At 67.0% G+C, this 13,670-nt stretch carries 10 protein-coding genes; 4 read left to right on the forward strand and 6 right to left on the reverse strand.

Annotated features, from left to right (window positions below):
- The first annotated feature begins 91 nt into the window (after positions 1-91).
- Positions 92-1,216 (forward strand): epoxide hydrolase family protein, encoded by a 1,125-nt coding sequence (locus KBX26_RS08490; RefSeq protein WP_030331424.1) that lies wholly within the window; start codon positions 92-94, stop codon positions 1,214-1,216.
- Positions 1,217-1,367: 151 nt separating this feature from the next.
- Positions 1,368-2,582 carry a hypothetical protein gene (locus KBX26_RS08495; protein WP_156057506.1) on the forward strand — a complete coding sequence of 405 codons (1,215 nt, stop codon included), beginning with the start codon at positions 1,368-1,370 and terminating at the stop codon, positions 2,580-2,582.
- Between the two features lie 22 nt (positions 2,583-2,604).
- Here KBX26_RS08495 and KBX26_RS08500 read toward each other — a convergent pair whose 3' ends face one another.
- The 6 genes from KBX26_RS08500 to KBX26_RS08525 all read right to left on the reverse strand — a co-directional run bounded on the left by KBX26_RS08500 (position 2,605) and on the right by KBX26_RS08525 (position 11,548).
- Positions 2,605-3,033 (reverse strand): VOC family protein, encoded by a 429-nt coding sequence (locus KBX26_RS08500; protein ID WP_030331420.1) that lies wholly within the window; start codon positions 3,031-3,033, stop codon positions 2,605-2,607.
- 63 nt (positions 3,034-3,096) lie between these two features.
- On the reverse strand, positions 3,097-6,183 hold the full coding sequence (locus KBX26_RS08505) for a DUF3427 domain-containing protein (protein WP_210865102.1): 3,087 nt from the start codon (positions 6,181-6,183) through the stop codon (positions 3,097-3,099).
- Positions 6,180-8,408 (reverse strand): hypothetical protein, encoded by a 2,229-nt coding sequence (locus KBX26_RS08510; RefSeq protein WP_210865103.1) that lies wholly within the window; start codon positions 8,406-8,408, stop codon positions 6,180-6,182. Before KBX26_RS08510 ends, KBX26_RS08505 begins: the two co-directional genes overlap by 4 nt.
- 455 nt (positions 8,409-8,863) lie before the next feature.
- Positions 8,864-9,415 carry a GNAT family N-acetyltransferase gene (locus tag KBX26_RS08515; protein WP_307857769.1) on the reverse strand — a complete coding sequence of 184 codons (552 nt, stop codon included), beginning with the start codon at positions 9,413-9,415 and terminating at the stop codon, positions 8,864-8,866.
- Positions 9,412-10,836: a hypothetical protein gene (locus KBX26_RS32190; RefSeq protein ID WP_247680363.1), complete on the reverse strand. Its 1,425-nt coding sequence runs from the start codon at positions 10,834-10,836 to the stop codon at positions 9,412-9,414. The genes KBX26_RS08515 and KBX26_RS32190 overlap by 4 nt, the downstream gene beginning before the upstream one ends.
- A gap of 208 nt (positions 10,837-11,044) precedes the next feature.
- Positions 11,045-11,548 carry a flavoprotein gene (locus KBX26_RS08525; protein WP_307857771.1) on the reverse strand — a complete coding sequence of 168 codons (504 nt, stop codon included), beginning with the start codon at positions 11,546-11,548 and terminating at the stop codon, positions 11,045-11,047.
- A 233-nt stretch (positions 11,549-11,781) separates the two neighbouring features.
- Here KBX26_RS08525 and KBX26_RS08530 point away from each other — a divergent pair, with 233 nt between their 5' ends.
- Both KBX26_RS08530 and KBX26_RS08535 read left to right on the forward strand, forming a co-directional pair.
- A complete protein-coding gene (locus KBX26_RS08530; RefSeq protein WP_247680364.1) occupies positions 11,782-12,888 on the forward strand; it encodes an FAD-binding oxidoreductase in 1,107 nt (368 codons plus the stop codon).
- A gap of 219 nt (positions 12,889-13,107) precedes the next feature.
- Positions 13,108-13,605, forward strand: coding sequence for a hypothetical protein (locus tag KBX26_RS08535; protein ID WP_210865105.1), 498 nt, complete (start codon positions 13,108-13,110; stop codon positions 13,603-13,605).
- The last annotated feature ends 65 nt before the right edge of the window (positions 13,606-13,670 follow it).

Genomic DNA, 13,670 nt, shown 5'->3' on the forward strand with positions numbered 1-13,670 from the left:
GACCACCCATCGTCATTCCTGGGCGCTCCTCTCCGCCGTCCCCCTCAGCTGACCTTCCGCGTCGGGGAGCGCCCTCCTTGTCGGAGGACCAATGTCTTTCTCTTCCTTCCGCATCGACGTGCCCGATGCGGTCCTCAATGACCTACGGGCCCGACTGGCCCGTACCCGTTTCACCGACCGCGGCGGCAACCAGCCGTGGCAGGGCGGCGTCGACCCCGACTACCTGCGGGACCTGGTGTCCTACTGGCACGACGGGTACGACTGGCGCGCTCACGAAGCCGAGCTCAACGCGTACCCCCAGCACCTGGCCGTCGTCGGCGGCCGGAAGCTGCACTTCCTGCACGTCCGGGCCGCGCGCCCGGCGGGTACGCCCGCGCCGTTGCCGTTGATCCTCAGCCATGGCTGGCCCAGCAGCTTCGTCGAGATGCTGCCCCTGGTCGACCGGCTGACCAGCCCTGCCGGCGGCGGCTTCGACGTGGTGGTGCCGTCACTGCCCGGCTTCGGCTTCTCGGAGGTCCCAGACGAGCCGGTCACCCGGGCGTTGCTGGCTCGGACGCTGCACGAACTGATGACCGACGTGCTCGGCTACGAGCGGTACGGCGCCTTCGGCGGCGACGTCGGGGGAGTGGTCACGGGCTGGCTGGGCGCCCTCTATCCGGAGCAGGTGGCCGGCATCCACATGATCCATCCACCGTTCCCGGCCAGCTTCGACGCCCGTCCGCTGTCGGCGGCCGAGCAGGCGTACCTGGACGCCGAAACCGCGTACGACGAGACCGACGGCGGCTACAGCGCCATCATGGGCACCCGCCCGGACACTCTCGCGGCGGCGCTCGCCGACTCACCCGCTGGGCTGGCCGCCTGGATCGTCGACAAGTACCGCGACTGGAGCGACAACCACGGGGACCTGGCGAACAGCATCGACCGGGACACCCTGCTCACCATCATCACGCTCTACTGGGTGACTGGCACGATCGGCTCGTCGTTCCGGCAGTACGCGGACTTCGGCCACAACACGCCTCGACCCGACATCACCGTGCCGGCCGCGTTCACGGTGAGCACCGAACCCGCGATGGCCAACTTCCCTCGCTCGATCGCGGAACGGGCCTGTACCGACATCCGGCACTGGAGTGAGCCGGGCCGGGGCGGGCACTTCATGCCGCTGGAGGAGCCGGACCTGCTGGCCACTGAGATGAGGCAGTTCTTCACCTCGCTGTAGGGGCGATGCGCGGCGGCGGAGCCGAGCCCAGCGTGGCCGGCTCCGCCGCTGCCGGAAATTCTCTCCTTTCGGACGCAACGGGATGCATCGATCCGGTGCGCGTTGCCTGTCACGTACGTGAGCGGTTGTACCGCGTGTGACCGTGACCTCTGTGGCCTGTGCCCCCTGGCGGATCGCCTGGGCCGAGCGCGAGAACGAGCGGCGGCAGCGCGCGTACCGCGACGCCACCGACGCCTGGCGGCGCCGCGACGACCACCTGGGTCGGCTCCGCATCGAAGCCGCCAGCTTCCTCGGGTGTACGCAGCCGCGCACCGGCCTGCCGGTGGACCTCGACGACGACGAACTCGTCTTCCGCGTCCTCCCCGTCGCCACGCTCGTCGAGGCCGAGGGGCGGCACGTCCCCGGCCTGCCCACCCCGGGCTGGTGTTCCTTCGCTGAGCCGTCTTCTGACGCACTGCCGGCGGGGCTGCGGACCGTCGACAGGGGCATGGCCGTGGTGACCAGTCGACGGGTCGCCTTCGGCGGCGCTGAACACCGGCGCGAGTGGCGGTACGCCGACCTGATCGGCCCCGCCCACCACCCGGACGTCCCGGTCACCCTGCTGCCTGATCGCGGTCGACTGTCCGGCCTCCTGGTCCCGGTGGGCGCCGTGGTGAACTTCCGCTTCTACCTCACCCTCGCCGCCGCCGACGATCGCGCCGCCGTCATCGCGCAGGTCGACGCGCTGCTGGCCGCGCATCGGGCCGCCCGCCCCGCGCCCGTTGTCCTGGCGGAACCGGAGGACGCACCCCTGACCGCGGTACGCCCCGACCGACGGGCACTCGGCGCTGCCGCCGTCGCGGCAGTGGTGTTCGTGACCCTCGGCCCGGGTGCGCTGGGCCCCGGTGCTCTGGGACCTGGCGCGTGGGGTTCACACGGGCCGGTGGCCTCGGCGGACATCGTGACCATGGAAGTTCCGAGGGTCGGGGCGCTCCTCGTTCCGATCGGCCCCGCCGCGCCCGTGGCACCCCGGTCGCGGATTGGCTCAGCAGAGAGCGCCGTATGGAGTCCGGCTGTCCGACGGTCGACTCCGCCGGCCGTCTCTACAGTGGATCCCCCTGTCGTGGCGGTGGCCCTGCCGTCGACCGCTGCGCCGACCGTCGCCCCGGCCCCGCCGGCCAGTCCGGTGCCCACACCTGACCCGGCCCCCACCACCGACCCACCCGCGTCAGCCCCGCCGACACCGCCCGTCGCGTCGCTCACGCCGACGCCGACCGCGACTGTTACGGCGACGCCCTCATCGGATCCGGGGCTGCTGGCGATCTGCCTGGACCCACTTCAACTGCCGTTGCTGGACCCGCTGCTCTGCCCGTCTCCGGCACCCTGATCAGCGTCCGTGTCGGCGCGGCTCAGTTCATGGCGCTGAAGTCGGGAACGGTCAGGGAGCCGTCCTCCGCGAGGGCGAAGCCCGGGTTCCAGGCGATCTCCCACAGGTGGCCGTCCAGGTCGGCGAAATAACCGGCGTAGCCGCCGTAGAAGGTCTCCCGGGCCGGCTTGGTGATCGTGGCGCCGGCCTTGGTCGCGGTGGCGATCACCTCGTCGACCTCGGCCCGGGAACGGACGTTCTGGGCGAGGGTCATCGCGCCGGTGCCCGGCCCTTCGATGCCCGCGTCCTCGGCCAACTTGTCGCGGCCCCACAGGACGACGGCCAAGCCGCCGGCCTGGAAGAAGACGGTCTCCTCGACCTCCTGGCCCCGCCAGCCGAGCTGCTCGTAGAACGCCTTCGCGCGGGCCACGTCCGCGACGCCCAGGGTGATCAGGCTGATCCGCTGCTCCATGGTCTTCAACCTATCGCCAGCAGCACGCTCGCGGCCTGATCCCATAGCAGTGACTGTGCAGGGCTAGGCGGCGATCGTCCGGGCGGTGGCGTAGACGTCAGCGGGTAGGGCGTGGTCGAGGTGCCACAGGACGCGCATAGGTCGGTCGCCGGTATGCGAGTCGTAGGTCATGGTGCCGGCGTAGAGGTACGGCGGTGCGCCCAGGTCACGGTCGGCGATGCGGGTTTCCCGGACGAAGAGGTGCACTGTCGAGCCGCCCGACGTGTAGCGCTGCCCGGTCGCCGACGCCGCCGACGTGGTGCTCTGCGACTCCCACTGGAACAACGTGTCGGTGATGGCCCGGTCGGCGTACATGGTGGTGGGGGAGTAGTGCGCCTCCGACTTGACCAGGGTGACGAAGAACAGGTCGGCCTGGGCGTCGGGCAGCCACTTCACCCCCTCACGCAGTGACCCCGGGTTGGTCATCCCGAAGGCGGCACAAGCCTCGTTGCGGCTGTACCGGGCGTGCACCCGCAACGGCACCGCGCCCGAAGCGACGGTCGGCATCACCCGGTGGATGCGGTCCCGCAGCACCTCGGCGAGCTGCCGCAACTCCGTGCAGCGGGCCGTTTCCTTCCACAGCCGTGCCAGCCGCTCATCGCGCGTCGACAGCGGGGCGTTCGGCCCCCAGAGGCTGAAGTGCAGCATGTCCAACAGTCGACTGTTGCCCGCGTACACCTGCTGACCTGGCGCGGGCGGTCCGGCCGCGACTCGGGTCAGCAGCTCCAGCCGGTCGATGTCGTCGGTGTGCAGCATCCGCCCGATGGCCCGGCCCAGGTCCCGGTCATCGGGGCCGGCGGCGGACGTCTCGATGCCGGCGAGCCGCCGTAGCCCGGCCCAGCCGCCGATGCTGGCCGACCGGTACACGTCCTCGACCTCCAGGCCGGTCTCGCGCAGGAACGTCGCCAGGCTGACGTCGCCGAGCTGTCGCAGCTCGGTCACCAGGCCGGTCTTCGAGGTGGGCAGCGCGCTCTTCAGGTTGGCCAGCACGACTTCCTTGGCCACCCGGTCCAGTTCGACGTGGCAGCCGCTGGGCAGGCTCGGGAAGTCGTCGCGGACCGCCTCGGTGATCGCTCGTCGACTCACCCCGGTCAGGGCACGCCACCGTAGGTCAAAGCGGAAGTTGGCGTGCTGCCCGCCGATGAAGTCGAGCACCGTGAGGCAGGGCTTGTCGTCGTCGAGGCGCAGGCCACGACCGAGCTGTTGCAGGAAGATCGTGGCGCTCTCGGTGGGCCGCAGCATCAGGATCGTGTCGATCATCGGCAGGTCGACGCCCTCGTTGAACAGGTCCACAGTGAAGAGCACCCGCAACTTGCCGGCCTTGAAGTCCCGCAGCATTCCCTTCTGCGTCGAGCGGTCGACTCCCGAGGTCACCGCCGCCGCCTCGACGCCGTGCTGCCTGAACCAGTCGGCCATGAACTCCGCGTGCCCGATGCTGACGCAGAACCCGAGCGCCCGCATCCGACCGACGTCCACCTTGTCGCTGACCGCGCGCAGCACCGACCGCGCCCGCGCGTGGTTGCCGGTGTAGAGGCCGTTGAGTTCTGCCAGGTCGTAGCCCTGGCCACGTTTCCAGGTGACCTGCGACAGGTCCACGTCGTCGTGCAGGCCGAAATACTGGAACGGCGCCAACAACTGCCTCTCCAACGCGTCCCACAGGTGCAGCTCAACAGCCGCGCGGCCGTCGAACCACCGGCGCACGTCGCCGCCATCGGTCCGGTCGGGGGTCGCGGTGAGGCCCAGGAGTACGCGGGGACGCAGCCGCTGCAACAGTCGCGTGTACGTCGGGGCCTCGGCGTGGTGGAACTCGTCGACGATCACCATGTCGTACGCCTCGGGGTCGACCTCCCGGCGGTGCAGCGACTGGATGGAGGCGAAGACGTGCTTCCAGCCGTTCGGCTTCTCGCCCGCGACCAAAGTTTCGCCGAAGCTGCCGTCCCCCATGACCTGCCGGAACGTGGACAGGCTCTGCCGCAGGATCTGTTCCTGGTGAGCGACGAAGAGCAGCGAGTCTGCGCGGCCCGCCTTATGTAGCCGGCGGTAGTCGAGGGCAGCGACCACGGTCTTGCCCGTGCCGGTCGCCATCACCACCAAGTTGCGCCACCGTCCATGCACCAACCGCTCCGCGTCCAGGTCGGCAAGGATTTCCGCCTGGTACGGGTACGGGCGCACGTCCAGGTTCGAGATCTCGGTTGGTGCTTCGTCGCGGCGTTCTCCGGTGAGTGCCTGCCGCAGGCGTTCGGCGTCCCTGTCCGCGTCGTACGCCTCGAACGCCGGATCGTTCCAGTAGTCCTCGAACGTCGCCGTGAACGTGTCGATGACGTGTGGCTGCTCGATGTTCGAGATGCGGACGTTCCACTCCACGCCGTCCACCAGCGCGGTCTTCGACAGGTTCGACGAGCCGACGTACGCGGTGGTGGTGCCGTTGCTGCGGCGGAACAGCCACGCCTTGGCGTGCAGCCGGGTAGTCCTCGTCTCGTAGGACACCTTGACCTCAGCGCCGAGCTCTTTGAGTCGGTCCAGTGCTCGCTGATCGGTTGCGCCGAGGTAGGTGGTGGTGATGACGCGAACCTTGCCGCCCCGGGCGATCAGGTCGCGGATGGCGTGCTCGACGACGCGGAGGCCGTACCACTTGATGAACGCGCAGAGCAGATCCACCTGCTCGGCGGAGGCCATCTCGTGGTTGACCTCGTGGCCGATGCGGGGCTGGTGACGGCCGTTGACCAGCAGCGCGCCGGTGGAGAGGGGAGTGGTCGGGCGCTGCGGGAAGGTGGGTTCCGCGGGTGAGGTTGGTGGGGCGGCGATGGCGTGGAGCAGGTGCTTGGCGTCGGTGACCTGGTCCTGCTCCGTCGCTGCCTTCGGGCTCAGGGCGGCGATGGCGTCGGCGATCTGGTTCGCCATCTCGACCTGGTGGTGGAGCTTGTCGTCGCCGTTGGGGAGGGATTGGAGGGCGCGGGCGGCCAGGGTGGCGATGTGCCGGGCGAGGGTGTGGTGCGCGTCGGCGGGGTCGAGTTTGTGGTGCTGGATCAGGGCGGGATCGACGTGCTGGAGTTGGTTGGCCAGCTCGCGGGTGATGAGGTGCTCGTACACACCCCGCTCAAGATCCGTCATCGGGGCACTCTAGGCTCAGCAGCACGTGCTTGGTTACGCAAGTTGTTTTGTATGACCTCTTCCATTTTTTGGATCCCACCGAGCGACGCCGGCCCGCGCCGTAGCTTGGTCTCATTCAGGTCATCCCTCACTCGACGTCTAATGACGTGCTCGTCGAGTCCTGCATGGGAGACTCTCAATTCGTCTGCCCGATCTATCAGCTCTTTGGGGAGAAATGCATACCTGGAAATATCCGTAATAAGTGGTAGGCCTGCCCAAAGTTCACGTTCAACTGCTGTTCGCAGCGGACCTATGCGCAAATACTGTGACATAAAGTCGGGGGAGATTGCTGGCGATGCGGGAGCACTATTTCCGAGCCGCTGTTTCAGTTCGCGATGCAGGGAAAGTGCGATCTTGTCGAGCGTGAGCCACCACGAGCGATATCCCAGGGGGTTTATCGACGTCTGCTTTCGCAGTTGAATTATCCCCACGGAGTTCTCCACGTCGTGTGCAACTAGGCGATGACGAGTGGCAGGGTCCAACTCTTCCTCACCAGGTGCCACGCGTCGTCGTTCGTGGGTTTCGTGCCACACCTCTTGGACCGCAGCTCGCAATTCGGTAGGTGCTGCGTCTGCCTCAGCGAGCAGGTTTCGTCGGTCGACCCCGTAAACTTCGAAGAGGTACTGCCGAACGTCCTCCTGGGGGCTGACCCTGCCTCTGAAGCGTTCGGCCCAATCGTCGAAACCGCTACGTGCGCGCCCCGAGAGCGCATAAACGGTCGATAAGAAAGGAACTCCCGATCGCCACTCTCGAGTTCCCGACCTGGAAAATACCACACAACGGTTGATGTGTCGCTCGACTTCTTCGACGACGCCATCCGTGACGTATAGCCGAAGCCCGGCATCCTTGGCAGCCTTAATAAGCGCCGTGTAATACCGATCGAGCGGGTCCTCGAGCAGTGTTTCGGCTAACAATGGCAGGATCATGGAGGTGTCAAGCCAAAGGTCACCTCCAGAAAACATTGAAACGACAACCTTTTGAACGTCGGGCGCTTGGCGTAAGAACGCGAACATCGTGTAAGCGTCCGCAAGGCGGTGTAGATACTGGCGCACTTCCGGGTAGGGTCGCTCTAGCACTTCGATTGTTGCTGTGGCGACTTGTTCGTTGGTAAGGAGCCGCCCGCTTTCGCGATTGATCCGCGCCACAGTGGCTAGAACCTCTCCCGCGTCAACTTGCTGGATTTCTCCGGTTTTCGCCGCTCCGGCAAAGGCCTCGCCTCGCTTAAGGAGGACGGTTTCGAGGGCGACTCGAAGGTCCTTACCTACCTGTCGCAGGGCTTCGTCGTTCAGCTGCAGGCCGGGCAAAGCGGTCTTGATTGCAGCAACGAGCCTTTCTTGTAGACGATCTTGGAATAGAAGGTACTCGGCTGCTTTTTGCTGGACCGCCTCTCGTTGTATCTGGGAGAGGAAGTATTCGTTCGATTTTCCGTGCTGCTTCACTGGTCCGTTTCTTGCGCTGAGTCTCTGAATCGCGCCCTTAACTCGTTGGGCGATTTGAGTCTCGAATCCCGCAGGCAGCATCCGAGCTACGCGGGTAGTTATTGCCTCAAGGGTCCTTCGCGTCTCAGGTGTTGTGTCATACAACGCGGAGAGAACCAATGATTCAAAGCAGGTTTTTGTAAGCCCTTTGTCCGATGCCTCATCCTGTGCGTCCAACGTCAGGTGTAGAAGCGCAATTCGTGCCTCTTCGTTGCTAAGTACTGGCGAGTGTTCGCGGATGCGACGCTCCACAAGAAGCGGGTCGACCATTCTCTGAGTCAACTCGCGCGATGCAACCTCACGCTGAGGGGCCGTCAGTTCCCGCTCCACGAACCATGACCTATCCCTTATGTCTATGTAGACGTCGCGCTTCCTCAGCGCGCGGACGAGGTCATCTGCAGATGGTCCAATGGCTTGATTTGTGGCGTATATCAGTTCCTGCACGCTAGGCATCGTTTCCCTCAAGCGAGAAACGGTTTGATTAATCTTGCTTCTCCAGTCGGAGGTCACCGAATATTGAATGGCTACTCGGGGCTCCTCGGCCACGTTGTACAGCTGCCCATCTCTGCCGCGATCTCCGGCGGGCGCTGCGGTGGTGCGCAGGCTCGGATATTCGACGGCTAGAAATTCTGCGGCAAATTGCTCAAAGACTTGCCAGTCTCCTGGGGTGAGACGGTCAAGTGCTAGGGCTAGTCGATCCGATGGCATGCCCTGGATCGTAGGGGTTCTTGTCCACGCGCGGCTCCCCTGACTGGGTCGGTTTGACGACTTTAGTCGCTCTTCCTCCACGGACGACGTACCCCCAGTATTAGTGCCTTCCCACAGTTTGGGCCAGCCGCTCGGTGCCAGTGGCCCGGCAGGGGCGGCCTCCACCACCGTCAGACGAGCTATCGGCCGTGTCGGTTACGCCTCTGAGCCAGCCAGGTCAGTAGGCAGCTGCCCAGCAAGTAGGTCCATCGGGTGCCCGCGACTAGTAGCTGTCGGAGCTTGAATCGCTAAGGGTGCCGGCCGAACGTGGCAACGCAGCACCCGCCTCCGATGCTCTACGTCAAGTAGATAGCCTGGCGTATTGCCGTGTTGGTCCTAGTCTGCATGCTGGGCGGTGCCGGAGGGGCAGAACTGTCCAGCTTCGCCTGCGCTGTTGGAACGCCCTCTCGAGCCCGTCAATCCATATGGCCTTGAAGGGCGCGTCCCAAGACATCGAAGCTTGGTGCCTCTTCCCAGTTGGGCTGCAAGGTGGTGATTTTGTGCCAGCCCCAGGAGTGATACGCGGCTTGGGCCGCGATGTTGCCGGGACGGGCCAACAGCGTCGCTCGCTGCTCGGCCCGGTTGCCAATGAGGTCATCATGCAGCGCCCTTGCGATGCCCTGACGTCGCCAGGAGGCGTGCACCAGCAGTTCGCTCAGTGCGAAGGTGCGCGTACCGTCTTCGTCGATGAACCCGGGCGGCACAGGCTCGTGTATGCCCTCCCACCACCGTGTCTGCGGAGGTAGCGGAAAGCCGTAGATGTAGCCCACCAAGCCCCCGCCGACACTTGCGGCGACCAACTCCCACCCAGCTCTCTGCATGTGGAGGTCGAGTTGACGCCGGTAACGCTCCTCGCTGTAGAACTCGCCGCAGCCTGCATAGACCTCCAGGTAGAGGTCCACCAGCTGATCGAGCATCTCCTGAGCCTCGTCAGCGCTGTGATGGCGAAGTTGCAGACCCTCGGTCACGCGCTGACCGCCTGGTCGTAGGCGTCGACGAACTGACGGGTCGTCGTGGTCGCTTGCAGTGGCGCCGCCAAGCTCCCGCGCACCTGCGCGAGATGCTGACTTACCCGCTTCGAGTTGATCTGGCGCACAGCAGGCAGGACGTCCAGGGCGATACGTGCTGCCTCATTGACGTCACCCTGCTGGTACGTCGCCTCCGAGAGCCGCACCGTGTAGTAGACCTGGTTCCGTCGATGACTAGGTGAGGGGTTGGCAGTGATCGCGCGCAACGACTGGACAGCGCGTTCGGGTCTGCCGAGGGCAAGGTAGGAGAGCCCTTCGATCCCGTTCAACTCTTGGGTGTTCACGAAGTGCACGAAACCCTGGTCATCCTCGTGAGGGCCACGATCTAACTCTCGGCGGGCCTTGGTCATCTCGCGACTGAATCCGCTGGCATCCCCGAGAACCGCGTACGCCGGTGCCCGTCGCAGGTGCAGCAACGTGGTGAGTCGAGGTGTGGCCCATCCGGCGGAGATTCGTAGGGCTGCTTCGGCGCAGTGCAGTGACTCGCCGGGCTGACTCTCGCGGATCAACAGCGACAGGTGCGTGAGGGCACGCACCTCCACCTGTGGGTCGTCCGCGATTCGCGCACGAGTGATGGCCTCATGTAGGTACGGCCGTGCCTCAGACCGGCGATCAGCATCGATGGCGAGCCAGGCAGTCTCGATGGATAAATCAGCCAGGGCGCTTTGGAGCGCGTCACCGACCTCCCGGCTGTAGCTCGCCCGTGCTGCCCAGGCTGACAGCCTGGTGTGCGCTTGCATGGCGACGTCGCAGAGCAGGTCGGCCCCGACGGCCGCATCGACCCGCCTGAGATCGTCAACCAGGGAACTGGCGAGCCGTACCTGCTCCATTCCAATGCTTACCGGCACCTCAGCAGAAGGCCCGGGAAGCAGGTATGTGTGACCGCCTGCGGCGAGCCCCGTGAGTGCGGCCATGACGTTGAAGCGTCGGCGGTTCGTAACGTCACCCCCTTGGCTTGGTGCCTGTTCCACGTTAACTGCCACGGCTGCTGGGTCGCCTCGCTCGACCACCTGATCATCGGGCGGTGCGCTGATTGCTTCGCCACCCATGGGGCTTGCATCGGGCCAGCCATCCTGACCAGGAAGACGGAACCAGAGGCTCCTTGCCGGCATCCCAAGGAGCCGCGCCCAGTGCACCAGCCGGTCCAGGTGCACGAGCGGTGGTCCGTTCTCCACCCGACTGAGCTGCGCCTGCGTGATTCCCAACCACCCCGCCACCACGGTCTGCGGCAACGCGACCCGCCCGTGGTACGGATGGCAGCGGTACGCCCTGATCACCCGCCCCAGATGCCGCTCCGCGAGGGCCCGCCGCACCGGCTCGTGTTCCCAGAAGCTCGCCGGCAACACCGGTGGCGTGCTCAACCGGTCCCGTTCGGCGGCCTGGCACGGCGTACACCGTCCGCTGTCGTTGTCCCGGGCCAGTCGTCCGCCGCACCGAGGGCAGTTCGCGTGGGTCACCGGCGGCTCCGTCCGTATCGCCTCGTCGAGCCTATCCATTGAACACGCTGCGTGGAGCGCTGGTATACGCGCGACGCATATCGTCAAAGGACCGCCAATAGGCGGCAACCGTTCAGGACGTGCGTGCCGCCCGCAACGCGTCGATGACAACGCCCCACCGCTCCGGGCCGTTCATCGAGTCCAGCGGCTTTCCGTCGGCCACGACCACGCCCGCAGCACGCAGAACCTCCAGGTGACCGGAATAGGCCGGATGCGCCGCCAGCTCCGCCTTGGTGTGCGGAAAGGCGATGATGGGCAACCCCGCGCCCAGCGACTCGTTGAGGACTCCGAGCGCCAGCGTGTCGTTGATGCCCAGCGCCCATTTCGTCACCGTGTTGAACGTGACGGGCGCGGCCACCACCGCATCGGCCGGCGGGTGCGGCTCCGGGTCGCCCGGCATGCGCCACTCCACGCGTACCAGATAGCCGGTCTTGTCTTGTAACGCCTGACGGTCGAGCCACCGCGCGGCAGTGGGGCTGACGATCATGCAGACCTGCCACCCGTCGGCGATCAGGACATCGACCAGTTCGTCGATGTGTTCCGCCGGGCCTGCGGCGCAGACGACCAGATACAGCACCGGGCGTTCCGTCATGCCCGCAGTCTGCCCGATTCGATCGTCGCGACGTCGACCGCATACGTATCTCGCATGTCGTCGATGATCACCGTGACATGCCGTCGTACCTGGTCAGCCGCGACAGTTGTCGTATGGCCCGGGGCGGGTGCCTTGTCCCGGAGCTGCGCCGGCCCTCAACGGCGCAACTCCACCCGCCCGCCCCGGTGCCATGCCACGAGCAACGTCTTGGAGACGGCATGCCCAGAGTGATCGACGACGACTACCCGGCACGGGTGAGCCTGGCCGCCGCCTGGGAGTCGGTCGACGCGCGAGCTGCCGGCGACTTCTGGTGCACACTCGAAGACCGTCGATCCGGGCTGCTCCCACACCGCGACGCGCCGCTGTTCTTCACCGCGCTGGGCCGCCTCCTGGTCGGCGGCGACGACCCGGCGAACCGGGCGGCGCTGCTCCGGGTGCTCGGTCGCGCGTACCATCACTTCGACCTGCTCCCGCACGCCACCACCATCGGCGACGCGCTGGTCGCCACCGTTGCCCGCCACGCGCGCCCGCTGTGGACGCCGCAGCTCGCCATCGCCGCCGGGCGCGCCCTGTGCCACGCCACGCACGCCGTCCGCCGCGCCGCCGCGCGGGCCGGCGACGGCCCGGCCTGGTGGCACGTCCAGGTGATCGACCACGACCGGCCGTCGCCCGATATCGCCATCCTGACGGTACGTCCCTGGCGACGACTGCCCTTCCAGCCAGGTCAGGCGGTCCCGGTCTGCACCCCGCGCCTGCCCGGGCGCTGGCGCTGGCTCTCCCCGGCCAACGCCCCACGCGCGGACGGCACCGTCGAGCTGCACGTCCGCGCCGTACCCGCCGGCACCGTCTCCCACCGCCTGGTTCATCAGGTACGCCCCGGCGAGCTGCTCTGGCTCGGCCCACCCGCCGACACCGGGCTGAGCCTCGACCCGGCGAGCACGGGCGATCTGCTCCTCGTCGCCGGCGGCACCGGCCTGGCGCCGCTGCGCGCCCTGGTCGAGCAGGTCGCCGCCGTACCTGACGGTCGGCGGGTGACGCTCGTCGTCGGCGCGCGCACCTTCACCGACCTGTACGACGCGATCGCCCTCGACAGGCTGCAGTGCGCCCACGACTGGCTGACCATCGTGCCGGCGTTGTCCGACGACCACTGGGCCGAGCCGGCCGAGCGGGGTGACGCCCTGACCATCGCCCTCGACCATCATCAGCCGGGCCAGGACATCTACCTCTGCGGCCCACCCGCGATGCTGGCAGCCGCGGGCCCACGGCTGCGCGCACTCGACATTCCGGCCGTCCGTCTCCACCTGCCCAAAGGCTTCGCCTGCTGATCACTGCGCCTTCTCATCCATCGACCGACGTGAGACGCTTCACGCCTGAGCGTGTTCGTCTCAGTGCGGGGGGTGAGCGACGTGGAGGATGCTGACGGTCCGTCCCGGTGGTCGATCGAGAGGTTCGGACTGCCACTGGCAACCACCTTGCGCAGCGCAGTCCCGGCGGCGTTGCGCCGCGCGGTCGAGCTTGCTCAGGACGCCCGTGATGCATCGGAGTTGGACACCGATCATGCGTTCGGCCCGGTCCGGTGGAAGCAGCAGTACGAGGTGTTGCACGAGTATCTGCACGACCTCCCCGACGTGGTGGGCGTGCACCCACCCGGTGCGCAGGTGCGGGTCACCATCTGCCGGGGCCACCTTCTGCTCCCCTGGCGGTACGCCACGCGGAGCGACCTGGACATGCGCGACGCCCGGCCCGGCCGGGACCTCAACCGGCTGATCCGGGACCTGTTGATTCTCTTCGGGCCTGAGCCGAGCCATGAGGAGGTCACTCTGCCGCTGATGCCCCTCACGCCGGAGGAGGCCCGCGACCGCTCACCTCTTCGGGCGGCAGTAGAGCAGTTGACCGACGAGCCGAGGGTGCTGCTGGTCGGCTTCGCTTGCAACTCCGACGAGGGTCTGCTCCGGGTCTCCTGGGGCGAGGCGGCTCTGGTCGGAGGCACTGAACTCAAGTGGGGCCACGTCGAAGACCTTCCAGTCGTAAGAGCGCGGTGATCTTCAGCCGGCACGGCTGGGGTGGCAGGATCCTGGGCGCGGCGCGGCGCGGCGCGGCGCGGCGC

Source organism: Micromonospora sp. C97 (assembly GCF_018070385.1).
Classification (GTDB): domain Bacteria; phylum Actinomycetota; class Actinomycetes; order Mycobacteriales; family Micromonosporaceae; genus Micromonospora; species Micromonospora parva.